This is a genomic window from Hymenobacter sp. UYP22, assembly GCF_040547285.1.
Taxonomy (GTDB): Bacteria; Bacteroidota; Bacteroidia; order Cytophagales; family Hymenobacteraceae; genus Hymenobacter.
In genome coordinates this window covers 109,082-135,328 of sequence record NZ_JBEPPK010000016.1, presented here as the reverse complement: position 1 = coordinate 135,328, position 26,247 = coordinate 109,082, and the positions used below count along the sequence as shown (strand labels likewise).

Annotated in this window: 21 protein-coding genes; 18 read left to right on the top strand and 3 right to left on the bottom strand. The window is 61.9% G+C overall.

Going from position 1 to position 26,247, the window contains the following annotated elements; genetic code table 11:
- Positions 1 to 115: 115 nt before the first annotated feature.
- From ABIB60_RS19745 to ABIB60_RS19670, 16 genes are all read left to right on the top strand, one after another.
- Entirely contained in the window at positions 116 to 4,594 is a 4,479-nt protein-coding gene (locus tag ABIB60_RS19745; protein ID WP_044019272.1) for a CusA/CzcA family heavy metal efflux RND transporter, read from the top strand.
- Between the two features lie 31 nt (positions 4,595 to 4,625).
- A complete protein-coding gene (locus tag ABIB60_RS19740; RefSeq protein WP_044019271.1) occupies positions 4,626 to 5,816 on the top strand; it encodes an efflux RND transporter periplasmic adaptor subunit in 1,191 nt (396 codons plus the stop codon).
- 57 nt (positions 5,817 to 5,873) lie between these two features.
- Positions 5,874 to 6,479 carry a hypothetical protein gene (locus tag ABIB60_RS19735; RefSeq protein ID WP_044019269.1) on the top strand — a complete coding sequence of 202 codons (606 nt, stop codon included), beginning with the start codon at positions 5,874 to 5,876 and terminating at the stop codon, positions 6,477 to 6,479.
- 47 nt (positions 6,480 to 6,526) lie between these two features.
- Entirely contained in the window at positions 6,527 to 8,791 is a 2,265-nt protein-coding gene (locus tag ABIB60_RS19730; RefSeq protein ID WP_081910975.1) for a heavy metal translocating P-type ATPase, read from the top strand.
- The gene (locus ABIB60_RS19725) at positions 8,788 to 9,684 is read left to right on the top strand and encodes a cation diffusion facilitator family transporter (RefSeq protein ID WP_044019267.1); all 897 of its coding nucleotides are present in this window, start codon (positions 8,788 to 8,790) and stop codon (positions 9,682 to 9,684) included. The genes ABIB60_RS19730 and ABIB60_RS19725 overlap by 4 nt, the downstream gene beginning before the upstream one ends.
- Positions 9,685 to 9,709: 25 nt before the next feature.
- On the top strand, positions 9,710 to 11,122 hold the full coding sequence (lpdA, locus tag ABIB60_RS19720; protein WP_044019265.1) for a dihydrolipoyl dehydrogenase: 1,413 nt from the start codon (positions 9,710 to 9,712) through the stop codon (positions 11,120 to 11,122).
- A 96-nt stretch (positions 11,123 to 11,218) separates the two neighbouring features.
- Positions 11,219 to 11,959, top strand: a complete 741-nt coding sequence (locus ABIB60_RS19715; RefSeq protein WP_135533000.1) for a ZIP family metal transporter — start codon at positions 11,219 to 11,221, stop codon at positions 11,957 to 11,959.
- 23 nt (positions 11,960 to 11,982) lie between these two features.
- The gene (locus tag ABIB60_RS19710; RefSeq protein WP_044019263.1) at positions 11,983 to 12,255 is read left to right on the top strand and encodes a hypothetical protein; all 273 of its coding nucleotides are present in this window, start codon (positions 11,983 to 11,985) and stop codon (positions 12,253 to 12,255) included.
- A 32-nt stretch (positions 12,256 to 12,287) separates the two neighbouring features.
- Positions 12,288 to 13,016: an SDR family NAD(P)-dependent oxidoreductase gene (locus tag ABIB60_RS19705; protein ID WP_044019261.1), complete on the top strand. Its 729-nt coding sequence runs from the start codon at positions 12,288 to 12,290 to the stop codon at positions 13,014 to 13,016.
- 52 nt (positions 13,017 to 13,068) lie between these two features.
- The gene (locus ABIB60_RS19700) at positions 13,069 to 14,268 is read left to right on the top strand and encodes a family 1 glycosylhydrolase (RefSeq protein ID WP_044019260.1); all 1,200 of its coding nucleotides are present in this window, start codon (positions 13,069 to 13,071) and stop codon (positions 14,266 to 14,268) included.
- Between the two features lie 12 nt (positions 14,269 to 14,280).
- Positions 14,281 to 14,958 carry a hypothetical protein gene (locus tag ABIB60_RS19695; protein WP_135436990.1) on the top strand — a complete coding sequence of 226 codons (678 nt, stop codon included), beginning with the start codon at positions 14,281 to 14,283 and terminating at the stop codon, positions 14,956 to 14,958.
- Positions 14,959 to 14,989: 31 nt separating this feature from the next.
- Positions 14,990 to 15,691 (top strand): DUF1345 domain-containing protein, encoded by a 702-nt coding sequence (locus ABIB60_RS19690; RefSeq protein ID WP_052381929.1) that lies wholly within the window; start codon positions 14,990 to 14,992, stop codon positions 15,689 to 15,691.
- An 81-nt stretch (positions 15,692 to 15,772) separates the two neighbouring features.
- Complete coding sequence (locus ABIB60_RS19685) at positions 15,773 to 16,708, top strand: bestrophin family protein (protein ID WP_044019258.1); 936 nt, start codon at positions 15,773 to 15,775, stop codon at positions 16,706 to 16,708.
- Complete coding sequence (locus tag ABIB60_RS19680; protein ID WP_135532947.1) at positions 16,695 to 17,678, top strand: YfiM family lipoprotein; 984 nt, start codon at positions 16,695 to 16,697, stop codon at positions 17,676 to 17,678. The genes ABIB60_RS19685 and ABIB60_RS19680 overlap by 14 nt, the downstream gene beginning before the upstream one ends.
- A 101-nt stretch (positions 17,679 to 17,779) precedes the next feature.
- On the top strand, positions 17,780 to 18,163 hold the full coding sequence (locus ABIB60_RS19675; protein WP_044019257.1) for a hypothetical protein: 384 nt from the start codon (positions 17,780 to 17,782) through the stop codon (positions 18,161 to 18,163).
- A 545-nt stretch (positions 18,164 to 18,708) separates the two neighbouring features.
- Complete coding sequence (locus ABIB60_RS19670) at positions 18,709 to 19,497, top strand: phosphatase PAP2 family protein (protein ID WP_139926219.1); 789 nt, start codon at positions 18,709 to 18,711, stop codon at positions 19,495 to 19,497.
- 105 nt (positions 19,498 to 19,602) lie between these two features.
- Here the strand turns inward: ABIB60_RS19670 and ABIB60_RS19665 are convergent, their stop codons facing one another.
- The 3 genes from ABIB60_RS19665 to ABIB60_RS19655 form a co-directional block, all read right to left on the bottom strand.
- On the bottom strand, positions 19,603 to 20,616 hold the full coding sequence (locus ABIB60_RS19665) for a ComEC/Rec2 family competence protein (RefSeq protein ID WP_052381927.1): 1,014 nt from the start codon (positions 20,614 to 20,616) through the stop codon (positions 19,603 to 19,605).
- Positions 20,617 to 20,723: 107 nt separating this feature from the next.
- A complete protein-coding gene (locus ABIB60_RS19660; RefSeq protein WP_044019256.1) occupies positions 20,724 to 22,229 on the bottom strand; it encodes a ComEC/Rec2 family competence protein in 1,506 nt (501 codons plus the stop codon).
- A 50-nt stretch (positions 22,230 to 22,279) separates the two neighbouring features.
- Entirely contained in the window at positions 22,280 to 24,151 is a 1,872-nt protein-coding gene (locus ABIB60_RS19655; RefSeq protein WP_125433358.1) for a gluzincin family metallopeptidase, read from the bottom strand.
- Positions 24,152 to 24,550: 399 nt separating this feature from the next.
- On the opposite strand from ABIB60_RS19655, the gene ABIB60_RS19650 reads away from it, so the two are divergent.
- A complete protein-coding gene (locus ABIB60_RS19650) occupies positions 24,551 to 25,594 on the top strand; it encodes a T6SS phospholipase effector Tle1-like catalytic domain-containing protein (RefSeq protein WP_044019255.1) in 1,044 nt (347 codons plus the stop codon).
- Positions 25,595 to 25,683: 89 nt separating this feature from the next.
- The gene (locus ABIB60_RS19645; RefSeq protein WP_044019254.1) at positions 25,684 to 26,217 is read left to right on the top strand and encodes a hypothetical protein; all 534 of its coding nucleotides are present in this window, start codon (positions 25,684 to 25,686) and stop codon (positions 26,215 to 26,217) included.
- Positions 26,218 to 26,247: the final 30 nt, after the last annotated feature.

The following is a 26,247-nucleotide window of genomic DNA, read 5'->3' as shown; positions in this document are numbered from 1 at the left end:
CGGTCCCGTCGGCGCATACGCACCTTGCTGTGCGCTGTCGAACCCTGCCGTCGTCGAGCCCCGCGGGCTCCGACCGCCCTTTTCTCAGGATTTCTAGTCTTACCCCTCAGCCAGTATGTTCGACCGGCTCATTCACTTTTCCATTCACAACAAGCTCATCATCGGGCTGCTGACCCTGGCTTTGATTGCCTGGGGCAGCTACTCGCTAAGTCGGCTGCCCATTGACGCGGTGCCCGACATTACCAACAACCAGGTTGTGGTCTACACGGTGGCACCCTCGCTATCGGCCGGCGACATCGAGCGGCTGGTGTCCTTTCCCATCGAGCAGAGCGTGGCCACGATTCCGGGGCGCGAAGAAGTACGCTCCTTTTCCCGCTTCGGCCTCTCGGTCGTGACCATCGTCCTGGAAGACGGCATCGACATCTACTGGGCCCGCCAGCAGGTGGCCGAGCGCCTGCGCGAGGCCGAAAGCCAGATTCCGGCCGGCGTGGGCCGGCCGGAACTAGCCCCGGTCAGCACCGGCCTGGGCGAAATCTACCAGTACCTGGTACGGGCCAAGCCCGGCTACGAGAAAAAATACACGGCGCGGGAGCTGCGCACGATTCAGGACTGGATTGTGCGCCGCCAGCTGCTGGGCACGCCCGGCGTGGCCGACGTCAGCTCTTTCGGGGGCCAGCTCAAGCAGTACGAGGTGGCCCTGGACCCGGAGCGGCTCCGTTCCCTGAACGTGACCGTGGACCAGGTGTACCAGGCCGTCAGCCGCAACAACCAGAACACGGGCGGAGCCTACCTGGATCAAAACCCGACGGCCTACTTCATCCGCACCGAGGGCCTGGCCCAAAACGCCCAGGACATCGGCAACATCGTGGTGCGCTCTACCAGCACCGGCTTGCCGGTGCTGGTGCGCGACGTGGCCGAGGTGCGCCTGGGCTCGGCCGTGCGCTACGGGGCCATGACCCGTAACGCGGAGGGCGAGGTCACCGGCGGCATCGTGCTCATGCTCAAAGGCGCCAACGCCAACGAGGTTATCAAGGCCGTCAAGGAGCGCATGGAAACCGTGCGCAAGTCCCTGCCGGAAGGCGTGACCGTGGACGTGTACCTGGACCGCTCGGAACTGGTGGGCCGGGCCATTCATACGGTAACCAAAAACCTGATTGAGGGAGCGCTCATCGTGATTTTTGTGCTGGTGCTGTTCCTAGGCAACCTGCGCGCGGGGCTGGTGGTGGCCTCGGTGATTCCGCTGGCCATGCTCTTTGCCATCAGCCTGATGCGCGTGTTCGGCGTGTCGGGTAACCTGCTCTCGCTCGGGGCTATTGATTTCGGACTGGTAGTGGATGGGGCGGTGATTATCGTGGAGGCCATCGTGCACCGCCTGCACACCCACTCGGGAATTGCCGCCCACCCCGACGGGGCCCACGGCAAGCTAACCCAGGACCAGATGAACGAGGCCACCTACGAGGCAGCCTCCAAAATCCGCGCCTCAGCCGCGTTCGGGGAAATCATCATCCTCATCGTGTACCTGCCCCTGCTGGCCCTGGCCGGCATTGAGGGCAAGATGTTTAAGCCCATGGCCGAGACGGTGGCCTTCGCCATTATCGGCGCTTTCATTCTCTCGCTCACCTACGTGCCCATGATGGCGGCACTGGGGTTGAGCCGCAACACGGAGCACAAGCGCAACTTCTCGGACCGCATGATGAGCTGGCTGGAGGCCCGCTACCGGCCCCTGCTGGAATGGGGTCTGCGCCGCAAAGCCCTGGTGCTGGCTTCGGCCGTGGGGCTGTTCGTCGGGGCCTTGCTCGTGTTCCGCACTCTGGGCGGGGAGTTTATCCCCCAGCTTTCGGAAGGCGACTTCGCCATTGAGATGCGCGTGCTCACGGGCTCGTCGCTAAGCTACACCATCGAAAAAAGCCAGCAGGCCGGGGCCATCCTGAAACAGCAGTTTCCGGAGGTCAAGGAAGTGGTGGCCAAAATTGGCGCGGCCGAAATTCCCACCGACCCCATGCCGGTGGAAGCTGGGGACGTGATGGTAATTCTGGAAAAGGACCAGAGCAAGTGGACTTCGGCCAAGTCCCGCGAGGAGCTGGCCGAGAAAATGGCCCACGCCCTGAGCGTAATTCCGGGCGTCACCTTCGGGTTCCAGCAGCCCATTCAGATGCGCTTCAACGAGCTCATCAGCGGGGCCAAGCAGGACGTGGTGATGAAAATCTACGGCGAAGACCTGCAGCAGCTGGCCGACTACGCCCAGCGGGCCGCGGCCCAGGTGCGGCAGGTGCAGGGAGCCGAAGATGTGTACGTGGAGCAGGTGACGGGCCTGCCCCAGATTGTGGTCCAGCTGGACCGCAACAAGCTGGCCCAGTTCGGTCTGAACGTCGAGGACGTGAACCGCACGGTGCAGACTGCCTTTGCCGGCCAGGCCGCCGGGCAGATATTTGAGCAGGAGCGCCGCTTTGATTTGGTGCTGCGCCTGCGCCCGGACCTGCGCCAGGACATCAACGCCGTGCGCCAGCTCTTCATTGCCACCCCGCGGGGCGAGCAGGTGCCGCTGGAGCAGGTGGCCACCGTGGCCCTGCAGGAGGGTCCGAACCAGGTGCAGCGCGACGACGCCAAGCGCCGCATTACGGTGGCCTTCAACGTGCGCGGGCGCGACGTGGAAAGTGTGGTGGAAGAGCTGCAGGGCAAAGTGGACCAGCGCCTGAAGTTCGCCCCCGGCTACTACGCCACCTACGGCGGGCAGTTCGAGAACCTGCGCGAGGCCTCGCAGCGCCTGAGCGTGGCCGTGCCGGTGGCCCTGACCCTGATTTTTGTGCTGCTCTTCTTCACCTTCGGCTCCCTGAAGCAGTCCGTGCTGATTTTCACGGCCATCCCCTTATCGGCCATTGGCGGGGTGGCGGCTCTGTGGCTGCGGGGCATGCCGTTCAGCATCTCAGCGGGCGTGGGCTTTATTGCCCTGTTCGGCGTGGCCGTGCTCAACGGCATCGTGCTCATCGGCTATTTCAACCAGCTCAAGGACGAGGGCTGGGCCAACCTGCACGAGCGAATTCTGGAAGGCACACAGGTACGCCTGCGGCCGGTGCTGATGACGGCTACGGTGGCCTCGCTGGGCTTTTTGCCGATGGCCCTGAGCACCTCGGCCGGGGCCGAGGTGCAGCGCCCCCTGGCCACGGTCGTCATCGGCGGGCTGGTCACGGCCACGCTGCTGACGCTGCTGGTGCTGCCGGTGCTCTACGCCCTGTCGGAACGCACCCCGGCAGCCGGGCCGGACCAGCAGCCCGAGGATCCAACCCACCACGGCACCCGGTCGGCACCCCTGCTGGCCGGCGGCGCAGCCGTGCTGTTGCTGACACTGCTGGTGCCCGGCACCGGCCGGGCCCAGCAAGTGCAGCTGACGGCCGGTGGCACGCCCTTCACGGCCCAGCAGGCCGTGACCCAGGCCTTGCAGGCCAACACCACGGTAACGGCTGCCCAGCGCAGTTTGGAGGCCCAGCAGGCCCTGCGGCGCACCGCTACCGACGTGGGCCGCACCACCGTGGGCGTTACCTACGGGCAGTACAATTCCTACCGCAAGGACAACCAATTCAACGTCAGCCAGAGCTTTTCGCTGCCGCGGGTGTACCGCAGCCAGCGCCAATTGCTGGAGGCGCAGGTCGGCGGGCAGCAGCTCACGCTGGCCCAGGTGCAGGCCGAGCTGCGGCGGCAGGTGCGCCTGAATTATGAGCAGGCCGTGTACGCCCGCCACCGGGTGCAGGTGCTGCGCGGGCAGGACAGCCTCTACAGCGAGTTTTTGCGGGCCGCCCAGCTGCGCTTTAAAACCGGGGAAGTAGCCCGCCTGGAGCCGGCCACCGCCCTGGTGCAGCAAGGCGAAACCCGCGCCCTGATTGCCCAGGCCCGCACCGGCTACCAGGTGGCCCAGCGCCAGCTGCAAGCCCTGCTGCAACAAAGCCAGGCGGTGGGCGTGGCCGACAGCCTGCTTCGCCCGCTGGAACCCGTGGTGCTGCCCGCCACCGGTGACACGGCGCGCCTGACCCAGAACCCGGAGCTGCAAGTGCAGCGCCAACTCATCGCCCAGCGCCAGGCGGCCACCCGCACCGAGCAGGCCCTGGGACTACCCAACGTGACGCTGGGCTACTTCAACCAGTCGCTGATTGGCCCCCAGACCATGGGCGGCGTGGGCGGCGCGGAGCGGTACTACGCCGGGTCGGACCGCTTCCAGGGCGTGCAGGCTTCGGTGGGCATTCCCCTCCTGCGCGGGCCGCAGAAGGGTCGGGTGCAGGCCGCCCGCCTGCAGGAGCAGGTGGCCGACGCCGGCTACCAGCGCCTGCGGGCCGAGCTCTCGGGCCGGCTGGACGAGCTAGTGGCCCGGCACGCCGAGCAGCAGCAGCGCCTGGCTTTCTACCAGCAGACGGCCCTGCCCCAGGCCGACGTCATCGTGCGCCTGAGCACGCGGGCCTTCAAGGCCGGTGAAACCGGCTACGCCGAATACCTGCTCAACCTGGAGCGGGCCCTGACCCTGCGCACCACCTACCTGGACGTGCTGCTGGAACACAACCAGACCGTCATCGAACTGGACTACCTGCTGGGCAGCACCCCCCAGTAATCATCCCTGACTTTTCTTGCCTCCCCCTTTCATGACAAAATACGCATTGCTGGCCCTGCTGGGCCTGACGCTGGCCGGTTGCGGTCAGGAGAAAACGGATACGGCGGCACCGGAAGCGGCCGGGGCCACCACGGAAACATCGGCCGCGGGCGGCGAAGCCGCCGCCGAAGAAAACGCTACCGAAACCACCCTGTCGGCTGCCGAGCAGCGGGCGGCCGGCATCCGGCTGGGCCGGGTGGAAGACCGGGTGCTCAGCGGCACGCTCAAAGTCAACGGCACGCTCGACGCGCCCCCGGAAAACGCGGTGGCCGTCAGCGCCCTGCTCGGGGGCATCGTGGAGCGGACGACCCTGCTACAGGGCAGCCGCGTGCAGGCCGGGCAGGTGCTGGCGACGGTGCGCAACCCCGAGTTTGTGCAGCTCCAGCAGGATTACCTGGAAACCAGCAGCCAGCTGGAGTTTGCCCGCGCCGAGTACGAGCGCCAGCAGGAGCTCTACCGCCAGGAAGTAGCCCCGCAGAAAAATTTCCAGAGGGCCCGTGCCGAATACCGAGCCATGCAGACCCAGGTGGCGGCGCAAGCCGCCCGCCTGCGCCTGGCGGGCCTGCCGGTGGGCGGCAAGATTACCACGACGGCCCCGGTGCGGGCCCCGCGCGGCGGCTTCCTGAAAACCGTGAATGCCAGCGCCGGGCAAAGCGTGACCTCGACCGACGTGCTGTTTGAAATCGTGGACCCGGCCCACCTGGACGTGGTGCTCACTGTGTTCGAGAAGGACGTGCCGCAGGTGCGCGTGGGCCAGACCGTGCGCTACACCCTGGCCAATGATTCGGCCGGGGCCGAGCACCGGGCGAAGGTGTATGTGATTGGCCGCGCCGTGAGCGAGGACCGCACGGTGCGCGTGTACGCCCACCTGAGCCGGGAAGACGCCAGCCGCCTGCCCGGCACCTACGTGCGGGCCACTATCGAAACCAACTCGGCCACGTTGCCCTCCCTGCCCGACAAGGCCCTGGTGCAGTTTGGGGGAAAGAGCTACGTGTTCGTGGCCGAAGGTCCGGCAGGAAAAAACCAGGAAACGCACTACCGCATGGTGCCCGTGACGGCGGGGGTAAGCGAAAACGGCTACACCGAAGTCCGTCTGCCGCAAGGCACTGCGGCGGCGCAGGTCGTGGTGGAGGGCGCGTACTCGCTGCTGGCCAAGCTCAAAAACGCGGAAGAAGAAGAATAGCCGCGCATTTTCTCCCCTAATCCGGCCGCGTTCCTGTCGCGGCTCTTCGCCCTGCCCATGTTCCATCTGCTCACCGGTTGCCTGCTGTTAAGCCTGCTGCACGCCGCGATTCCCAACCACTGGGCGCCGGTGCTGGCCGTGGCGCGCGCCGAGCGCTGGCCCCTGCGCCGGGCCGTGGGCGTGACGCTGGTAGCCGGCCTGGCCCACGTGCTGAGCACGGTGCTGCTGGGCCTGGGGCTGGGGCTGCTGGGCTGGCGCTTGTCGGCGCAGTTCTCCCACCTGGCCCGCGGGGCGGCCCCGGCCCTGCTCGTGCTCATTGGCGTGCTGTACGCCTTGTCGGGGCCGGGACACGCCCACCCGGACCCGGCCCCGACCCGGCCCCGCGGCCGGGTGGTACTGGGGCTGGCGGCGACCATGTTTCTGGCGCCCTGCCTGGAAATTCAAACGTTTTTTCTGGCCGCCGGCACCCACGGCCCGGCGGCGCTGGCCCTGCTCATGGGGGTGTACCTGCTGGCTTCGGTCTCGGCCATGTGCGCGCTGGTCGCGCTGGCTCACCGGGGGCTGGGTCGCCTGAACCTGGACGGGCTGGCGCACCACGAGCGTCGCCTGACCGGGGCCGTGCTCGTGCTGGTAGGCCTGGCCGGCTTTTTCGTGGACTGGTAGCGGCCGGCTGGCTGCTGTCTTCATTTTTCACCTGATGCATCTTTCCTATGCCTGATCCAACCCCTTCCAATACCGACGAAGAGCTCAACACCGCCAAGCAGGTGCAGCTCGACAACGTGGGCGCCCTGAGCCGGGACCAGCTCACGCCTGAGGCCGCCGCCGCGCCCGAGGGCCACGACGTGCCCGGCCACGACCACGCCACCCACGACCACACGGGCCACCACCATCCCCCCGGCAAACAGGTCGTGGACCTGGCCGGCCAACCGGCCGACGAGCACGCCGGCCACTCCCACGGGGACGGCGACGACCACGACCACGGTCCGGCCGGGGACAACCCCTACCTCTGGCCCGGGGTGAGCCTGGCCCTGCTGCTGGCCGGCATTGCGCTCGACTACTATACGGTGGGCTTTTTTACCGGCTACGTGCGCCTGCTCTGGTACGGGGTGGCCTTCCTGCTGGTGGGCTGGAAAGTCATCCGCTCCGCCGTGCAAAGCATTCCGTCGGGCAACGTGTTCAACGAGTTTCTGCTCATGAGCATCGCCACGCTGGGGGCGTTTGCCATCGGCGAGTACCCGGAAGGGGTGGCCGTGATGCTGTTCTACACAGTCGGCGAATTATTCCAGGACGCGGCCGTGAACCGGGCCAAGCGCAGCATCAAGGCCCTGCTGGAAATCCAGGCCACGGAAGTCACGGTGCTGCGAGGCGGGCAGTCCCTGGTGCTGGATCCCAAACAGGTACAGGTAGGCGATACCATTGAAGTGAAGCCCGGCGAGAAGGTAGCCCTGGATGGGACGCTGACCAAGGGACCGGCTTCCTTCAATACGGCGGCCCTGACGGGGGAATCCGTGCCCCAGACCAAACAAACGGGGGAGCCGGTGCTGGCCGGCATGGTCAACCTGGAAAGCCTGATTCAGGTAGCCGTCACGGCAGGCTACCAGGACACGAAGCTGGCCAAGATCCTGGCCATGGTGCAGGACGCGGTGGGCCGCAAGGCTAAAACCCAGCAGTTCATCACCAAGTTCGCCAAAATCTACACCCCCATCGTAGTGGCGCTGGCCGTGCTGCTGGTGCTGGTGCCCTCCTTCGTGGTAGAGGACTATGTCTTCCGGGACTGGTTGTACCGGGCCCTGGTGTTCCTGGTCATTTCCTGCCCCTGCGCGCTGGTCATCAGCATTCCGCTGGGTTACTTCGGCGGCATCGGCGCGGCCTCCAAAGCGGGCATCCTGTTCAAAGGCTCCAACTTCCTGGATGCCATGCGCGAATTGGATACGGTGGTGATGGACAAAACCGGCACCCTCACGGAGGGGGTGTTTGCCGTGCAGCAGGTGCAGGCGGTGGGACTGGAGAAAGCCCAGCTGCTGCGGCTGCTCGGGGCGCTGGAAACCAAATCGACGCACCCGATTGCCAAAGCCGTCGTGGCCCACGTCGGCGCGGCTACCGCCGGCGTGGCAGTAGAGAACGTGGAGGAAATAGCCGGCCACGGCCTACGGGGCCGGGTGGACGGGCGCGACGTGCTGGCCGGCAACACCAAGTTGCTGCGCAAGTTTAACGTGGCCTACCCGGCCGAAGTAGACCAGGTGGTGGACAGCATCGTGGTGGGGGCCGTGGACGGGCAGTACGCGGGCTACCTGACTGTGGCCGACGCCCCGAAAGAGGACGCGGCCCGCGCCGTGCAGGAGCTGCGCGCCGACGGCATCAGCAAGCTGGTCATGCTCTCGGGCGACAAGGACAGCATCGTGCAGCGCGTCGCCCGGGAGCTGGGCATCGACGAGGCCCACGGCGGCCTGCTGCCCGAGGACAAGGCCCGCTACGTGCAGCAGTACAAAACCGAAGGGCGGAAGCTGGCCTTCGTGGGCGACGGGGTAAACGATGCTCCGGTGGTGGCCCTGGCCGACGTGGGCATTGCCATGGGCGGGCTGGGCTCGGATGCGACCATTGAAACCGCCGACGTGGTTATCCAAACCGACCACCCCAGCAAGATTGCCACCGCCCGGCGCATTGCCCGCGCCACTCACCGCGTGGTGTGGCAGAATATCTGGCTGGCTTTCGTGGTAAAAGGCATCGTGCTGGTGCTGGGCGCGGGCGGCTTGGCGACCATGTGGGAGGCCGTGTTTGCCGACGTGGGCGTGGCCCTGCTGGCTATTTTAAATGCCGTGCGCATTCAGCGCATGGACTATTCCACGCCGGGTACCGGTAACCCGTCGCCTGCTTCTCTCGCTGCCCCACAAGCGCAGCATACCCTGTCAGTGGTTGAGCCCATGCCCCGGGCGCTGCGCCAGGGCCCGCACCACCCTAACGACCAAACGACATGAGCGGGTCCCACGGTATGAGCGGCAGCGCCGCCAGCCGCAACAAGCGGCAACTGACCATTGTCTTCTTTCTAACGCTGACCTACCTGCTGGCGGAAGTAGTGGGCGGGTTCTGGACCGGCAGTCTGGCCCTGCTGGCCGACGCGGGCCACATGCTCACCGACGTGGCCGGCGTGGGGCTGGCCCTGCTGGCCATCCGCTTCGGGGAGAAACCGGCGACGCCGCAGCGCACCTACGGCTACTACCGCTTTGAGATCCTGGCGGCGCTGACCAACGCGGTGGTGCTGATTCTGATTTCGATTTATATTCTCTATGAGGCCTATCTGCGCTTTCGGAACCCGCCCCAGGTGGAAAGTGGGCAGATGCTATGGATCGCAGGTCTCGGACTGGCGGTTAACCTGGCCGGCATGTACTTGCTGCGGCAGGGCAAAGACGAGAGTCTGAACATGAAGGGAGCGTACTTCGAAGTGCTCAGCGACATGCTGACGTCTATCGGGGTAATTGCCGCCGGTATCATTATGCTCACCACCGGCTGGTACTACGCCGACCCGCTGCTCTCGGCCGGCATTGGCCTGTTCATCCTGCCCCGCACCTGGGCCCTGCTCAAGGAGTCGGTGAACGTGCTGCTGGAAGGTACCCCGGCCGATATCAACCTGGAGGAGCTGCGCCAGGGCCTGCTGCAAGTGCCGGGCGTGGCGGCCGTACACGACCTGCACGCCTGGGTGCTGACCTCCGGCGTCAATGCCCTGAGTGCCCACGTCGTGCTGGCCGAGGCCGCCGGGCACGAGGAAGTACTGACCCGCGCCCAGGCGTACGTCACGGGCAAGCATTCCATCCAGCACGCGACCATTCAAGTGGAGCGCGGCGACGTTGCCCGGCACGAAACCCACCTCTAACCTGACTAGCTTCTTCGTTTCTCTCATGACCTCCTACGACGTTCTCATTATCGGCTCCGGCCCCGGCGGCTATATCGCGGCCGTACGCTGCGGGCAGCTGGGCCTGAAAACGGCCATCATCGAAAAGTACCCCACCCTGGGCGGCACCTGCCTCAACGTGGGCTGCATCCCCAGCAAGGCGGTACTCGAATCCACCGAGCTCTACCAGAAAGCCACTCACCAGTTCACGGAGCACGGCATTGATGCCGATAACCTGCGTGCCGACCTGCCCCGCATGATGGAGCGCAAGGACCAGGTGGTGAAGAAAGTGTGCGACGGGGTGGTCTTCCTCATGAAGAAAAACAAGGTGGACGTACTCCACGGCGTAGCCTCGTTCGTGGATGCCACCACCGTGCTGGTAGAGCCCAGCGACGGGGGCAGTGGGGAAAAGCAGCTGCTCACGGCCAAAAACATCATCATTGCCACCGGCTCCAAGCCCAGCACCCTGCCCTTCATCACCCTGGATAAGGAGCGTGTCATCACCAGCACCGAGGCGCTGGCCCTGCGCGAGCTGCCCCAGCACCTGATTATTGTGGGCGGCGGGGTTATCGGCCTGGAGCTGGGCTCAGTGTATGCGCGGCTGGGTAGCAAGGTGTCCGTCGTGGAATACACTGACGCCATCATCCCTACCATGGACCGCACCCTGGGCAAGGAGCTGCTACGCTCCCTCAAGAAGCAGGGTCTGGAGTTCTACCTCTCGCACAAGGTGACGGCCGTGGAGCGGACCGGCGACACGGTGAAGCTCACGGCCCAGGGCGGGCCATCGGCCGAGCTGCAGCTGGAAGGCGACTACTGCCTGGTATCAGTGGGCCGCCGGCCCTACACCGACGGGCTGAACCTGGCCGCGGCCGGCGTGGAGCTGGATGAGAAGGGCCGCGTGAAAGTCAACGAGGACCTGCAGACGACGGTGCCGGGCATCTGGGCCATCGGCGACGTGGTGCGCGGGGCCATGCTGGCCCATAAGGCTTCCGATGAAGGCGTGTACGTGGCTGAGCTCATTGCCGGCCAGGCCCCGGAGGTGAACTACCTGCTTATCCCGGGTGTGGTCTATACCTGGCCCGAAGTAGCTGGTGTGGGCTACACCGAGGAGCAGCTCAAGGAGCAGGGCAAAGCCTATAAGGTGGGTTCCTTTCCGTATTCCGCCTCCGGCCGGGCGCTGGCCGGGGCTGACACCGAAGGGTTGGTGAAGGTGCTCACCGACGCGCAGACCGACGAGATTCTGGGCGTGCACATGATCGGGGCCCGCATTGCCGACATCATTGCCGAGGCCGTGGGCATCATGCACTTCCGGGGCGCGGCCGAAGACGTGGGCCTGATGTCGCATGCCCACCCCACCTACGCCGAAGCCTTCAAGGAAGCCTGCCTGAACGCGGCCGGCATCGGGGCCCTCAATATGTAACCCCGTATGCTACTCGCCTTTCTGCTGGCTGTTACGCCGGACGCGCCCCCTTCCTGGAGTCAGGTGCTGCTGTATTCCCTGGTGCCCGCCGCCATCATGGTCGTGGGGGCCGTTGTGGCCGTGCTGCGCCCGCCGGGCGCGGCCATTCGCAGCGCCATTTTGCACTTCGCCGCCGGGGTGGTGTTTTCCGTGGTGGCCGTCGAGCTGCTGCCCGACATCGTGGCCCGTCACCGTCCGCTGGAGGTTGGCCTGGGCTTCGGGGCGGGGGTAGGGCTGATGCTGGCCTTGCGCTCCTGGACCCGCAAAGCGGCGGAAAAGGAGAAAGCCACGCCACTTCCCTACTTCGCCCCAGGCACCATGTGGGCCTCGCAAACCGAAAAAGCCGCGGACCAGCGCCGGGCGCCGCTGCCCATGGGCCTGCTCACGGGCGTGGCCATCGACATCCTCATCGACGGGCTGCTCTTGGGCATCGGCTTTGCGGCCGGGGCCGAGGAAGGCCTATTGCTGGCCATTGCCCTGACCATTGAGGTGCTGTCGCTGGGGCTGGCTACGGCCGTGGAGTTGCAGCAGGAAGGGCAGCCCAAAGCCCGGACCGTGGGCGTCGTGGCTGCTTTGTCGGGGCTGCTGGTCGTCGGGGCCGGGGTCGGTATCACTGTGCTGCAGGGCGCCTCCGACAACGTCATGGAACTGGTGCTCTCCTTCGGCCTGGCCGCGCTGCTGTTCCTGGTAACGGAAGAGCTGCTGACCGAGGCCCACGAGGAGCCGGAGTCGCCCTGGCTAACCTCCGCATTTTTCCTGGGTTTTCTGGTCTTTCTACTTCTGGGCATGCTCGTGTAGCCGGCCACATTTTCTGACCTACTATGGATTCGCACAAGCTTCTCATCGAACTCACCCTGGTGCCGGCCGGCCGGCACATTGCCTTTTCCAAAGAAATGCTGGAAAAGGTGCACGTCTACCGCCGGGTAGGAACAGAGGGAGACGCCTGGCAGCAAGTGGCTACGAATGCCCGCTCTCCCTTTATCGATACGGAATCCTTTCCGGCCGGCACCACCCTGGAGTACCACGTGCAGCACTTCAATCAGCAGGATGTTTACGAGGGGCACAGCAACATCGTGCGCACCACCCTCAGGTAGCTTCAACCCAAACAACCCGACCCAACAACGCGATGCGCTTCACCGACAAAATATGCCTCGTCACCGGCGGCGGCTCCGGCATCGGCCGGGCGGCCTGCCAGCAGCTGGCCGCTGAAGGCGGCACCGTCGTCGTCCTGGACCGCGACGAAACCACGGCCCAGCAGACCGTGGACCTGATTGAAAAAGGCGGCGGTCAGGCCCGGGCCATCCGGGTTGATTTGGGCCTGGTGGCCGAGATAGAAGCGGCCATGGGCACCGTAGTAGCCGCCTACGGCCGGGTGGATGTGCTGGTCAACAACGCGGCCATGATGACATTTAAGCCGATTACCGAGTTGGCGGTCGAAGAGTGGGACCTGGTCATGGCTGTCAATCTGCGGGCAGTTTTTCTGCTCAGCAAACTGTGCCTGCCCCACATGCGGGGCGGAGCCATCGTCAACATCAGCTCCGTGCATGCGCAGGAAACCACGGCCAACGTGATTCCCTACGCGGCCAGCAAAGGCGCGCTGGAGGCCTTCACCCGGGGCATGAGCCAGGAGTATCCGGCTGCCCGCGTGCGCACCAACTGCGTGGCCCCCGGAGCCGTGGACACGCCCATGCTGTGGAACAACCCGAACGTGAAAAGCGGCAAGGAGAAGGTAGAGGGCGAGGTTGGCCACCCCGCAGACATTGCCGGCGCCATCTGCTACCTGGCCTCGGCCGATGCCCACTACATCAACGGCACCACCCTGGTCGTGGACGGCGGCCGGCTCAGCATCTTGTAACCGCCTCCCCGCACACACTTTTCCATTTCCGCTTAAACTTATCCCCAAGCCCATGAGCGCCTTCATGTTTGCCACCGGCATCGAAAACAGCTACCCCACTATCAAACTGCCGGACGGCACGAGGCAGCGGGTGGACGAGCTGGAGAAAACCGGCCATTACGAGCGCTGGCGCGAAGACTTCGCCCTGGTCAAGGAAATGGGCATTGAGTTCCTGCGCTACGGCCCGCCCTACTACCGGGTGCATACCGGCCCCAGCCAGTATGACTGGGCCTTTACCGACGAGACCTTCGGCGCCCTGCGCGAGTTGGGCATCACGCCCCTGGTGGACTTGCTGCATTTCGGGCTGCCCGACTGGCTGGGCAACTTCCAGAACCCGGCCTTCCCGGAGCACTTCGCCGCCTACGCCGGGGCCTTTGCCGCCCGGTTCCCGGACCTGCAGTTCTACACGCCCATCAACGAAATCTTCGTCACCACCATGTTTTCGGCCCAGTACGGCTGGTGGAACGAGTGCCTGGCCAGCGACCAGGCCTTTGTGACGGCCCTCAAGCACGTGTGCCGGGCCAATGTGCTGGCCATGCAGGCCATCCTGGCCGTGCAGCCGGGAGCCACCTTCATTCAAAGCGAGTCGGCCGAGTACTTCCACCCCGAAACGCCCGCCGCGCGGCCCCTGGCCAACTTTCTCAATCAGAAGCGCTTCCTGAGCCTCGATTTAACCTACGGCTACCCCGTGAGCGTGGCCATGTACGAGTTCCTGCTCAAAAACGGCATGACGGATGCCGAGTACCACTGGTTTGACGACCAGAACATCAAGGCCAAGTGCATCATGGGTACGGACTACTACCGCACCAACGAGCGTATGGTGCGCGAGGACGGCAGCACCTACCCGGCCGGGGACGTGTTCGGCTACTACGTCATTGCCAAGCAGTACTACGACCGCTACCGCATGCCGCTGATGCACACCGAAACCAATTTGTGGGAACCCGACGCCGTGAACTGGCTCTGGCGGCAGTGGGCCAACGCCTACCGCCTCAAGCAGGACGGCATTCCCCTGGTGGGCTTCACCTGGTACTCGCTGCTCGACCAAGTGGACTGGGACACGGCCCTGCGCGAAAACAACGGCCGCGTTAACCCGCTGGGCCTCTACGACCTGGACCGCAAGATACGGCCCGTGGGCCGGGCCTACCAGCGCCTGATTGCTCAGTGGAAAGACGTACTCCGGGACGAGAGCTACGGCGTGCACATCAACTATTAGCCCCCTCTTGCCATGCCTGCTTTCTTAGCACCTTTGCGCCGGGTACGCATCCTGTTGCTGGGGGCCGGGGCCCTGCTGCTGGGCTTTTGCGGTCACCCCCGCAACGAGCAGCACGCGGAACCCGCGCGCCCGGCCGTGGCCCCGGCCGACTCGGGCCACGTAGACGCGCCCGTGGAGCACGCCACCGCCACCGGCATTCTGCAGCGGTTGCAGGAGAGCCTGGACGGCCTCTCGCTGAACGGCCGGGCCGACCATGACTTTGCCCACCTGGCGCTGGAATACACCCACGCCGGCCTGGATCTGGCCAACCTGACGGTAGAGCGGAGCGCTTCCGATTCCCTGCGGGCCCTGGCCCGGCGGGTGCGCCCCGGCCAGGAGCATCTGCTCCCCGAATTGGAAGCCATTGTTTCCCGCCAGCATCATCTTCACACCAATCACCGCCTGGATCCGGCCACGCCGTTTGCCCGCGCCACCGCATTGCTACGCCGCGATTTGGCGCACGCTTGCGCGGCACTTCCTGCTTCCAAGGCAGATTCTGCCGCTCAACTGGCGGCCGCATGGCGCGTGTACCAAACGAGCCTCACCCGTTTGGCACAGCTGCAATTGCGTTACGGGCAGGATTTCCGTCTACGAGAAATAGCCCGCTTGCTAAGCCCGCTGGCTGCCAGCCCTGGGCGGAGGCATCCCTAACATACCAAGTGGCCATTGTTTACTCGGACCTATGCCTGTTTTACGCCTGCTTTCCCCCCGGCACCTGCTGGCCCATCTGCGTCACCTCTCGGCCCGGCAGCGCCTGCTCGTAGCCGCCGGCCTGGGCGGCCTGAGCTGGCTGCTGCTGCTGCCGTTTTCCTTGCAGGCGGCCACGCGCCTGGTGGCCGCCTGGGACGTGTTTTGCTCCGGCATTCTGAGTTTGCTGTGGGCCGCCATGTACCGGGCCGACGCGGCCCATATCCGGCGCGTCGCCACCCGGCAGGATCCCGGCCGGACCTGGACCTTCGTGGCCGTGCTGGCCGGCAGCAGTGCCGCGCTGCTGGCCGTGGTGGTGCTGCTTTCGGGGCTGGCTTCCATGCGCGGGCCCGAAGTGAGCTACCATGTGGGGTTGTCCGCCGGGGCAGTGGTCGGGGCCTGGCTGCTGGTGCACACCGTGTTTGCTCTGCGCTACGCCCACGCCTACTTCAGCGAAAACCTCGCGACCGACCCACCGGATACGCTGGGGGGACTGGAGTTTCCCGGGGAGCCCCCCACCTCGTACTGGGACTTTGCCTACTTCGCCTGCATCGTGGGCATGACCGCCCAGACCGCCGACGTGGCCGTGTCCTCGGCCCGTCTGCGGCGGCTGGTGATGCTGCACGGCCTGTTGGCCTTTGCTTTCAATACCAGCATCGTGGCGCTGGCCATCAACCTGCTGGCCGGACTGCTCTGAGGCGGCGGGCCGTCCAGTTCTCCGGCCAGTGGCTTGCTCACGGCCTGATGATCCTTCGTTGTTTTACCCCGCTGTTACCGCATGTATATCCGTAAGCACATTCACTGGCGTGTTATCTGGGCCTATTCCTGGAAAGACGTGCTGATTTTTCTTGGCTACGATACCCTGCTGGCCGTATTGCACGGGCCGCTGCAGGTACGCTGGCTGGACATTCCCTGGCAGCTCATCAGCATCCTCGGCGTGGCCGTCTCCTTTTACGTGGGCTTCAAGAACAGCAGCTCCTATAATCGGTTTTCCGAGGCCCGCCAGCTGTGGGGCGGTATCGTGAACCGCAGCCGCAGCTGGGCGATGCTGGTACTGGGCAATACCGACCCATTGGGGCCGGCCCTGACGCCGGCGCAAGTGGCCGCACAGCAGCGGCTGATCTACCGGCACCTGGCCTGGGTGAATGCCCTGCGCCTGCACCTGCGCCGCCAGCCTGAGCGGTGGGAGGCGGAGGTGGCCCCTTTCCTGGGCCCGGACGAGTCCGTGTACTTGCGGGCAGTAGCCAATCGGCCGGCCCAGTTGTTACTGCGGCAGACCCATGACTTGCGCCAGGCAGCCGGTCTCTACACCGAGTTGCAGCAGCGCACCCTTACCGAAGACCTGCGGGAGCTCACCAATCTGCAGGGTGGCTGCGAGCGCATCAAAAACACACCGTTTCCCCGGCAGTATGCCTTTTCCAGCGCTGCGTTCGTCTGGCTCTTTATTGCCCTGCTGCCCCTAGGCTTGCTGGCCGAGTTCGAGAAGCTGGGCCACGGGCAGTACTGGATGACGATTCCGTTCTCGGTGCTGGTGTCCTGGGTGTTTGTGACCATGGAATTGGTGGGCCACATCAGTGAGGACCCGTTTGAGAATCGCATGAACGACGTGCCCATGACGGCGCTCTGCCGCACCATCGAGATTGACCTGCGCCAGATGCTGGGCGAGCAGCAGGTGCCCGCGCCCGTACAGCCCGTGGAGGATGTACTGCTGTAACCTGACTGGCCGCCTACCCTGCGGGGCGGGGTGGCGGCGGGCCGCAGGTGGACCCTTGTTGAGCGCGGCCTGGCTAAGCGCGGCTCTGCTGCAGCCCTCCCCCGCCGCCGCCCAAGTGCCCCGATCAAAGAACGAGGACGTCCCCAGTCTGGCCGACTCCAGTCGTCACGCCGCTCGGTTGCCGGTGCTGGCCGGCAGCGTGGCGGTGGTCTATCCCGCGGGGCTGTACCTGCTGGGGCGTAGCTGGTACACCGGGGAGCGGGTTCCGCTGCATTGGTTTAACGACTGGCCCGAATGGAAGCAGCTAGACAAAGCCGGCCACTTCTGGACCGCGTTTCACGAAAGCCGCGCCGCGGTTGACCTGCTGGGCTGGGCCGGGGTGGCCGAGCGCCGCTCCCGCTGGTACGGGAGCTTTGTAGGATTTCTGCTGCAAAGCCCGATTGAGCTGCTGGACGGCCGCTCTCCCGCCTACGGCGCCTCGCCCGGCGACCTGGCGGCCAACCTGGCCGGATCGGTGGGCCTGCTGACCCAGCAGCTGGCCTGGGGCCAGGTGCGGCTGATGCCCAAGGTATCGTTTCACCGCAGCCCCTACGCCGCGCAGCGCCCCGACGTGCTGGGGCGTACCCTGCCCGAGCGCTTGCTCAAGGACTACAACGGCCAAACCTACTGGGTGTGTGCCGACGTGGGCGCGTGGCTGCCGGCCGGCAGCCGCTGGCCACGCTGGCTCCAGCCGGCAGTCGGCTATGGGGCCGACCAATTGCTCTACAACGACCCGGCCCGCAACCAGGCGGCCGGACTGCGCGCCTACCGCCAGTACTACCTGTCGGTGGACGTGGACCTGCGTCGGGTGCCCACACGCTCCCAGGTGCTACGGCGCGTGTTCTACGTAGCCAGCCTCGTGCACCTGCCCGCCCCGGCGTTAGAATGGAACGCCCGGCGGGGCTGGCATGGCCATGGCCTCTATTACTAACGCTGTCCGGGCGGCTTCGCGCCCTTTCCGGGTGTTCTCCTACCTCCGGTTTCCCTCCTTATTTACTGGCCGGGGCGCTGCTCATTTTTAGCTCGTATGGCATGAAGACGTATCTGCCCTTTAATCGGTTCATCGGCCTGGCCGGTCTGGCAGCCGCACTGTTGCTGCCCGGCTGTGGCAATCTGGGCTCGCATAGCCTGACCCTCCGCTTGCAGGTTGCCTTCGACAGCACGGCCATCCGGATCCATAACCCCACCCGCGCAACGTACTACCACGCGCAAGTGGAAGTAAATGATGCCTTTGCGGCCGCATTAGGCACCCTTGCCCCGGGCGCCCACCGGCGGCTTTCCTTGGACAGCCTGCGCACCGACCAGGGCCAAGGGTTGTCAAGGGAAGTGCAGCTGGAGCGGCTTACGCTCTACGCCCAGGACAGCGTCGGCAACTATGATGCGCTTATCCTGGATCCCGTTCCTGCCGGCCGATGAAGTCCGGCGTAGGAGTCAGCGTTTTATACCGGGGCAGAACGCCAGAAACTCGTAGCGGTCCAGCAGCACCGCGCGGCAGGGCAGCTACGAGTAAGCGGCCCGCCACGGCCAAACGACCTGTGGCTTTGCGGGGTTCGTGCTCAGCCCCAGCGACGGCAGCTCGTTGCAGACGGCGTCTTTGCTGCTGTGCGCCAGGGGAACTACGCCCGCTCTCATTATGGTTAGGCGGGTATGTGTGCGCATCATACCCCGACTCGAAAACTGCTCCGACTAGGCCTCTACGCGGCGGTCGGCGCCTGGATCCTCTACTCCCAAGCCGGCGGTTTCTAGCCCGGCGCATGGGGCCGTTTTTGGGAATGCGCTACGCAGGAACCGGGTGCACAACGCACCTAGCATAGGCCAACGGTGCCGCTACCTTGTGTATCTTCCGGGGTTGTCCCCTGCACTGTATGCTCCCTGTTCGTCTTTGCTGGCCCGCTGTCGGCGTGGCCGTCTGCCTGCTGACGCCAGCGCCCGTCGCGGGGCAGGTGCTGCATTCCCCTGTTGTGCCTGATTCCGTGGGCCGGCGCCTGGAGGTAGAGCCCCGGCCGTCGCCGCTCCGGCGCGCGGCGCAGTGGGCCGGGCGGCCGGCCACCTGGCGCGTGCTGGTACCAGGGCTGTTGGTGGGGGTCGGCCGCCCGGCCCACCACACGCTGGAGCTCAAGACCGATTGGGCGGTGCGCGAGGAACTCGGTGAGCACGTGCCGGCCGTGCGCACCACCCTGGACGACCAGTTGCGCCACGTGCCGGCCGCCGCGGCCCTGGGGCTCAGCCTGGCCGGCGTGCGGGGCGAGCACAGCACGGTGAACCAGGCGTTGCTGTTTGCCCTGACCTACACCATCAACAATACGCTCACCAGCAACCTCAAGCGCCTGACGCGGGTAGAGCGTCCCTACGGCGGCGGCGATTACAGCTCGTTCCCGAGTCAGCACGCCAGCGCGGCGTATTCGGCCGCCTGGCTGTTGGACCGCGAGTACGGGACGCGCAGCGGCTGGTACCGCGTAGGCGGCTACACCGTGGCCACCAGCGTCGCGGCCCTGCGCCTAATCAACGGCAAGCACTGGCTGTCGGACGTCGTCGCGGGGGCGGGGGTAGGCCTGGCGTCTACAGAGCTGGCGTACTGGGTGTATCCAACGGTCCAACGCCTGCTGCTGCGGGGCTTGCAGGACCGGGCGGGGTGGTGCCTTTCTACCAGGGTGGGGTCACCGGGCTGCTTGCCGTGGTGCGGCTGTAGAATGAAAGGCAGGTACTGTACGCTTAGCGGGAATTTTTGTTCTTGTGCTAGTGCTTCCTAATACACCTTCGGATTAAGTAAACGTAGACTTCGTCCTGTCCGTTTTAGCTAGACCATCTCGCTTTTACTGACATTCTCATTGCCTTATTGTTAAATGGCGGCCTGTCTACCTGAAAGTTATCAGGTGCCAAGCGTTCAAAGTATTGTAGAATACAGGAACACTCCAGCCGCGTTTGTGGCGAAAGTCTCGAGCAAAGTCATAGTGTTTAACATATACCTCAATGCCTGAGTCAGTCACTTTCAGCACTACGAAGCCTGCTTGATTGTTCGTGATTCTAACTTTAGGATAGCTCGTATACGCTAGGTGCTTGCTGCTGGCATTACCCAAAAGCGTAAGTCTGGGCTTTAATGTTTTTAGAAAATCATAGTTCCGCCCAGAATCTCGGCCGTGATGCGGGGCAAAGAGGACATCCACGTTGCTTACTTCAGTCTGATAAGTGGTAAGAATGTAGTCCCAAGCTGCATCGTGCGTGTCGCCAGCGAACAGAATTTTCCAATGCCCTCCCCCTGCTTTAGGAGGGGTGAATAGCAGCACGTAAGAAGACTCATTATAATCCTTCTTGTCGTTCGCTTCTTTAACCAACGCTGCGGTTGGACACAGTATTTTAACGTTATCCTGGTTCCAAAAATCGGCTTGGTGATTGGCTAGCAGGGATAAGCGACGTGTGGCCGAATATCGGCCATGACGTACTTCTTGATAAAATTTCCAGTCTTCCTTGTTGTAGCCTCCGCCAAAGCCGTTCTCGTCACAATATTTATCATTGTCTGTGTCCCACGTATTAGGAATTGAGAACTCCTGGTACAAATCCCGGATACCATCCAAATGGTCCATATCTGGGTGAGTCACGATGAAGCGCCAAATCTGCTTAACACCTAACCCTTTTATATAATCAACGGGGTTATCGGGGCTCAGCTTCTGATAGTAGTTGGTTTTTCCGGATGGGACAGAAGTTCGAGTACGCCGTTCCTCTCTTTCTTTCGAGGCTTTTACTGCTTTTTCTTCTGGTGTATCCACCAGATTATAAGCATTGCTGACATCAATTACTGTAGTTCGACCTGAGTTGTGCTGTATTATATTACAATCGCCCTCAAGCACGTTAAGAAAATGGATAATCTCCATGAAAGGAAAGGGAAGTGAGCTTTGTTTTAAGAAAAAGGTTATTTCAAGTTTTACTAAAGTAGTCTTTTGCTTAGGATGGTAACATTGCACGCTAAGCCCCCCATTCTCTATACAAATACAGTGTATTGCTTGGCTAGCGTTTGACCATCCTTGGTGATGACTCTATACCGGGCTTCGCCAAGGGTTGTCAAATCATATTGCGCGGAGGGGCGCGGAATGATTTCAATTTCGTCCATAATAATACATTTACCCTGGCTGCGTTCCATCAAGTCTCGAAGCAAGCGGTAATTAGGCATCGTAGTTCGCCAACGGGATGAGATACGTCGTAGATCCAGGGGGACCATGACCGCCAAATCCGGGTTGTTCAGTAACTGAATGCCTTTGTCCAATGGAGTGCCGTTGAAGCTTAGATGGTGTGAGACCTTGTAAAAAACGGTACGGCTCAGTAAGTCCGTCACGAAATGTTTAGGATTGGGGCCTGTGCCATTCCATTTCTCAATCAGGTGCCAGCTCTCCCAGTTGGCGTACTCAGCATCACCGGGCAACAGCAGTACGGGGCCACCTGTTCCGATCTCAATGGCCAAGGCCAAACTGGTGTTGTTGATGTGAGAGTCCAGTCGAATGGCCAATGAACCAGCCGTGTATAGCCATTCCTGCTCAATATCCCGCCACTTATTGTCGAAGGCCGCGTAACGGTCAAACAAGTCTCGGGCCTGGCTCAAGTACACTGCGCTCTCGGCGGGTGAGTGATCGAGTTCCGATTGGACGAGTCCCTGAGCCCCCACAGCATACTTATCCGAGAATGGTAGGTCGCCTGGAGAGATATCTCCATCAATAGTAAGAAAGCTGTTCATCGCCAGAATACCTTCCCCTGGAGTGGTGTGGCGAGGGTGCGTATCGCGGCCCTCTTTGCCATCGGCAAAAATATGCGCCTTGTCTAGTGGCGGGCCCAATACATGAAACCGGACGCCAGGCACCTGGGGCATGGGAAGCGAAGCTCCGGGCAGTAGGTAGCGGGTACGCACTTGCTTGTTTTTCAGCAGTTGCTTGATTTTTCGCATCCCGGCCAGGCCCCCCGCAGCAGGCAGCGCTTCGTCTAAATTCACGGCTCCGAGCGTGTCCATCCCATCAAGAAAAGCATCTAGAGCCAACAGTGCCTGCTCATTGGCTTTCAGATTGGTTTGCTCGGCGTGAATGGCACCTCTGTTCGTATGCAGCTGGGTGATGGCATTTCGGAGACCCAGGCGCATTTTTTGTCTTTTCTGGAGCAGGTCTTGGGCCCGTCCTTGTGGGTCATCAGGATCCTCAGTCCACGCAAACCAAGCCTCCCCAATTTCAAGTTGCTCAAACTCCTCTAGGCACTTGTCAAACCCATTGACATGGTCTTGGTGTTCGTGAGTAATGACCAGCAAGTCCAGCTTGCCTTCGACGTAGTCAACTAGGTTTTCGATGTAGGGTAAAAAGTCGGCCCGCGTGCCCATACAACTTCCGCAGTCAATCAGCATGGTGAATTGCAATTCCTCCTGCGCAAAGAATTTGAGCACGAAGCAATCGCCTGTACCCAGACAGTACATGCGCACGTCAACCCGGGTAGTGGGCACGGCTGGCGACATGGATGCCCCTTCTAGAGCAGTAGTGTTTCTATTATGTTCCATGCCGACGGCTAGTGTTGGTGCAAGAAGGCAAACGGCTCGCTCAGGTGCTGCACTTGCTGGCCGAAGTACTGGGTATAGGCATTGTGGTGGTGGTGCTGCCCTTGGCGCGTATAGCGGTACTGCCGCTCAGCCCGGGTTGTGTCGAGCACGGCTATTTCACCTCCCGATTGCTCCCACACCTGCATGTTGAGCAAAGGCCGGTTCACCACGTACTTTAGACTGAGCGTGTCCAGATCCAGAATAAGCGTGCAGCCCCCGCGGAACTCCATCCGCTGCTCCGTGTCGCCCGGATTGGTGCGGATGCCTTCTTTCAAATTGTAATGTCCTACCACTTTACCCTCTCTAAATACAACGCCGCTACGCTGCACCAGGCAAAAAACAACATGGTTAATTTGTAAACCATCTGGTCCGGATCGGCTGACTAGCCGCAGGTTTTGAACTTGAAAAGAGGGGCGTGACGAATAGGTAGTTTGGTGGACGACAGCTGCGTGAAGCGAGTCAGCCAACACAAAGGCTATTCCGGTAAAGCTGGTAAACTCCTTAGAAGTGGCAAATTGCTCACTGATATACTGGTGAATCCCCTCCGTTTCTCCCGTCTCTTCCTTCCGCAGCTTACCAATAAAATTTCGGGTGAAGGCATCTATCTTAGCCCGGTCGTTTTCGTACTTGATTCCTATCGCGTATTCCCGCAGTCGTCCGATGAGTTTCGTCAACACCTTCTGAGAAGCTGAATCTGAATTGTACTCCGCAATAGTTCCTATTCCGGGTAAACGCAGGCTTTCCACGCTCAGCGTCTTGATGCCCTGCGGATAAATGCCCCGTCGACGGAAAGCATCAATAAAAGCCAGCCTGTATTCATACCGGTCGTCCCGTACGGAGTCAACGTCAGCCGTGATGATGGCTCGCAGGTAATCACCGAAAGTGATGTCTACGGGCGGACAATAATCAAGTGCCCGGATGCACATGCCCAGCACATGATTCGCAGCCTTAGCCGCTTCATCCGCTAGGCGGTTGACCAAATCCGGATGCAGTTCGCCCTGGGCTAAGATGCCGCTGCCGCCCGAGGCGATGCGCAACAGGTCCGCGATCCGCACCTTATAAATCGAGGTAAAGGCTTCAAAAACTGCTGCTACCAGGATGCTGCCGCGGGCATGCGGCTCGGTTTGCTGCCGATATTCGTCACTGTTAGGCTCCAAAGGCCGCCACTGCTGGGTATTGGGGTCCTGGCGTCCAATGGCGTCGCGCAAGCTGCCGTAGCCGCCGATAGCCGTACCAAACTGTTGTGCCAATTCACCCAGTAAGTTCTGCGCGGATAAATCACCCCTCGTGCGAGCAATCTGGTGTTTGAGCACCTCCGGAAAAGTAAAGTGCTGAAACAGGGCTACGATGTCCGCGAAAGCTTCGTGAAAAGCTAGCACATCGGGGTTGGTTGGCTCGTTGTAATGCGTGTAGATGCCGTCGAGAATGGCGTGCGTCACCTCGTGGGCGATGATGTCATGGCTCAGACAGGTAAAAACCAGTGAATCGGGCATTTGCTGGGTATCATCCGCAGGGGTGGAGGAAAAGTACCCGAAAAGAATAGCCTTCTTTAAAGGACTGTAGTACGCATTGGCATCTCGCATCGCGTGCGGGTAAATGCGCAGTTGCGCCACATACTCTTCGTACCCGGGGCCATCAAGCGTGCGCCGCGGGGACCACTGAATTTTACGGCCAAGAGCCTTTTCAAAATTTTTAATTGTTGTCATGGCCACCGCGTACACCATTTGCTGGTGAAACTGCGGATTGCTTTCGCTGGGCTCTAACCCGTGTTGAGCGAGCAAGTTCCGGTCGTTTAGATCGACCGGTAAATAGAACCGTCGCACGGTAGGATCGTAGTCCAATACCTCCAGGTACTCACCCACCGGTCCCGGTGTCACAGATTCCCAATCCACCTGATAGGTAAGTCGGTTTATGGCCACTGTGTCCAAGCGCAGAGACAACGAAGGATCGAAGCTGTACGCCCGTAAACTTCGGTGCCCAGGTTCCGCGATGCGCGGGCGATGTTGGATTGGTAAAGACATTGATTAAAAGCTGTTTATATGGCCATTGCCAAGCGCTATTCGAAGTGATTGGAGTGTGCTGGCAGTAATATTCTCAGGGCGCCAAGCGCCAAAGTGGCCAACTGGCACCCAGCTGCAATGAAAAGGTAATATGCAGCTTTGCACAATAATTTTAACTAATCTTCACTTGCAGCTTGCTACACGCCTTTTCCAAGTTTGCTGGCTCCAATCTTACATCTCATGTCAAAACGCCTAATTGTCCTTTGTGACGGCACCTGGAATCGGGCCGAAAACATGGATAACCGCAAGCGCAAACCTACCAACGTGATGAAGATGGTGCGGTCAATCAAACCGCTAACCGCTGATAACACCGTGCAAGTAACCTATTACGACGAGGGCGTGGGCAATCATTGGGGACTGGACCGGTTTCTTGGGGGCGGCTTAGGGCTGGGATTATCTAAAAACGTCGTTGAAGCGTACCGGTTTTTGCTCTACAACTATGAGCCCGGGGATGCGATATTTCTGTTCGGCTTTAGCCGGGGGGCTTACACGGTCCGTAGCTTGGCCGGATTGATTCAGCACATTGGTTTGCTACCCAAGCAGGAGGACTTCTATGTGCCGGAAGCGTACGGTCTGTATCGGCAGCGGCCCACCAAAGGGGACCCACAGGAAGCGTGGCAACACCAAATTGCTGCGTTTAGAACAAGGCACCATGCCCAACCCATTCCTATCCATTTTGTTGGCGTGTGGGATACTGTAGGAGCCCTGGGCCTGCCGTTGAACCTGTTCAATCTTTTCAATCGTCGGCGTTATATGTTCCACGATTCCAGCCTCAGCCCCTGCATCCAGCACGCCTACCAAGCGTTGGCAGTGGATGAGCAGCGAAAAACGTTTCGACCAACGCTGTGGGAACATGTAACAACCTCACAGGTATTGGAGCAACGCTGGTTCGCTGGCGTACATACCAACGTAGGAGGTGGCTATGAGAAAGATGGGTTAGCTAATATTCCTTTGCATTGGCTTAAAGAAAAAGCTACCGCTTTGGGCCTAGAGGTCGACGAAGCTTTTTTGGCGTATTACAAGCCGTGGTATGGTGACCAACTGCGCAATTCCATGACGTGGCTCTACCGGCTGCTGGGCACGCACGTGCGTGAAATCGGTGTCGGTCAGGGCAGCAATGAAACAATTGATGAGAGTGTACTGCAGCGAATAAGAGCCCTACCCGATTACAAGCCCGTCAACGTAGCAGCTGCCTTGGAAAGGCTAACGGTTAGTGCTTCATAACCTGCGCCAGTGTAGGGAATACCTCTCAATCCAGCATTCCATTTTGCTCACAACATCCGGCTAGTGGGCCCACGCTTTTTAGGAACGATATGTTTCAGTTCGATAATCTAGACCAGAAAACCAGAGACTACATGCTGCTCGAAGTAGAGGCTGCCATCAAAACCAGCCAACTCTACATTAGCATGCGGTTCACCGAAGAGGGAAAGGCTCTTTACCCAAAACTTCTGCGCCAAGCAGTGATAGATGGGAATGAAGAAACACTGGCCACAGCACTGCAACAGCATAATTGCTTTCAGACGCACGAGAAGCATGGAATCGTATTACGGAAAGTACCGGCGAATGCACCGCTGATTTTTGCGGAAGGAGAATTCAACGCCTTTTATATGCGTGGCATTTGCCACCGGGCCATTGGGGAAGGAAACGCAGTAGAAGTATATCGAGCCAAATCCTCTATGGTACCACGAAGGTCCTCCAAGTTGATCGAAGGAAATCTGGAAGATCCTCGAAGACTGCTCCTCTACCTGAAAAATAGCATAGATGGCAGCCAAAGGGGCAGCCAACTGCCGGCGGGCTCTAATTCTGGCCTAACGCTTCGCCTAACAAACAAGCCACTAATGAAGTAATCGTGCCTTGACCGGGTCAAGCGGGTAGTC

Bases quoted from the DNA above. Each gene is read 5' to 3' on its own strand.
- ABIB60_RS19645 (WP_044019254.1), top strand. From the start codon at position 25,684: ATGTTTCAGTTCGATAATCTAGACCAGAAAACCAGAGACTACATGCTG.
- ABIB60_RS19650 (WP_044019255.1), top strand. From the start codon at position 24,551: ATGTCAAAACGCCTAATTGTCCTTTGTGACGGCACCTGGAATCGGGCC.
- ABIB60_RS19740 (WP_044019271.1), top strand. From the start codon at position 4,626: ATGACAAAATACGCATTGCTGGCCCTGCTGGGCCTGACGCTGGCCGGT.
- ABIB60_RS19730 (WP_081910975.1), top strand. From the start codon at position 6,527: ATGCCTGATCCAACCCCTTCCAATACCGACGAAGAGCTCAACACCGCC.
- ABIB60_RS19675 (WP_044019257.1), top strand. From the start codon at position 17,780: ATGAAGACGTATCTGCCCTTTAATCGGTTCATCGGCCTGGCCGGTCTG.
- ABIB60_RS19745 (WP_044019272.1), top strand. From the start codon at position 116: ATGTTCGACCGGCTCATTCACTTTTCCATTCACAACAAGCTCATCATC.
- ABIB60_RS19665 (WP_052381927.1), bottom strand. From the start codon at position 20,616: ATGGAGATTATCCATTTTCTTAACGTGCTTGAGGGCGATTGTAATATA.
- ABIB60_RS19735 (WP_044019269.1), top strand. From the start codon at position 5,874: ATGTTCCATCTGCTCACCGGTTGCCTGCTGTTAAGCCTGCTGCACGCC.
- ABIB60_RS19710 (WP_044019263.1), top strand. From the start codon at position 11,983: ATGGATTCGCACAAGCTTCTCATCGAACTCACCCTGGTGCCGGCCGGC.
- ABIB60_RS19660 (WP_044019256.1), bottom strand. From the start codon at position 22,229: ATGTCGCCAGCCGTGCCCACTACCCGGGTTGACGTGCGCATGTACTGT.
- lpdA (WP_044019265.1), top strand. From the start codon at position 9,710: ATGACCTCCTACGACGTTCTCATTATCGGCTCCGGCCCCGGCGGCTAT.
- ABIB60_RS19695 (WP_135436990.1), top strand. From the start codon at position 14,281: ATGCCTGCTTTCTTAGCACCTTTGCGCCGGGTACGCATCCTGTTGCTG.
- ABIB60_RS19680 (WP_135532947.1), top strand. From the start codon at position 16,695: ATGTACTGCTGTAACCTGACTGGCCGCCTACCCTGCGGGGCGGGGTGG.
- ABIB60_RS19700 (WP_044019260.1), top strand. From the start codon at position 13,069: ATGAGCGCCTTCATGTTTGCCACCGGCATCGAAAACAGCTACCCCACT.
- ABIB60_RS19705 (WP_044019261.1), top strand. From the start codon at position 12,288: ATGCGCTTCACCGACAAAATATGCCTCGTCACCGGCGGCGGCTCCGGC.
- ABIB60_RS19725 (WP_044019267.1), top strand. From the start codon at position 8,788: ATGAGCGGGTCCCACGGTATGAGCGGCAGCGCCGCCAGCCGCAACAAG.
- ABIB60_RS19715 (WP_135533000.1), top strand. From the start codon at position 11,219: ATGGTCGTGGGGGCCGTTGTGGCCGTGCTGCGCCCGCCGGGCGCGGCC.
- ABIB60_RS19690 (WP_052381929.1), top strand. From the start codon at position 14,990: ATGCCTGTTTTACGCCTGCTTTCCCCCCGGCACCTGCTGGCCCATCTG.
- ABIB60_RS19685 (WP_044019258.1), top strand. From the start codon at position 15,773: ATGTATATCCGTAAGCACATTCACTGGCGTGTTATCTGGGCCTATTCC.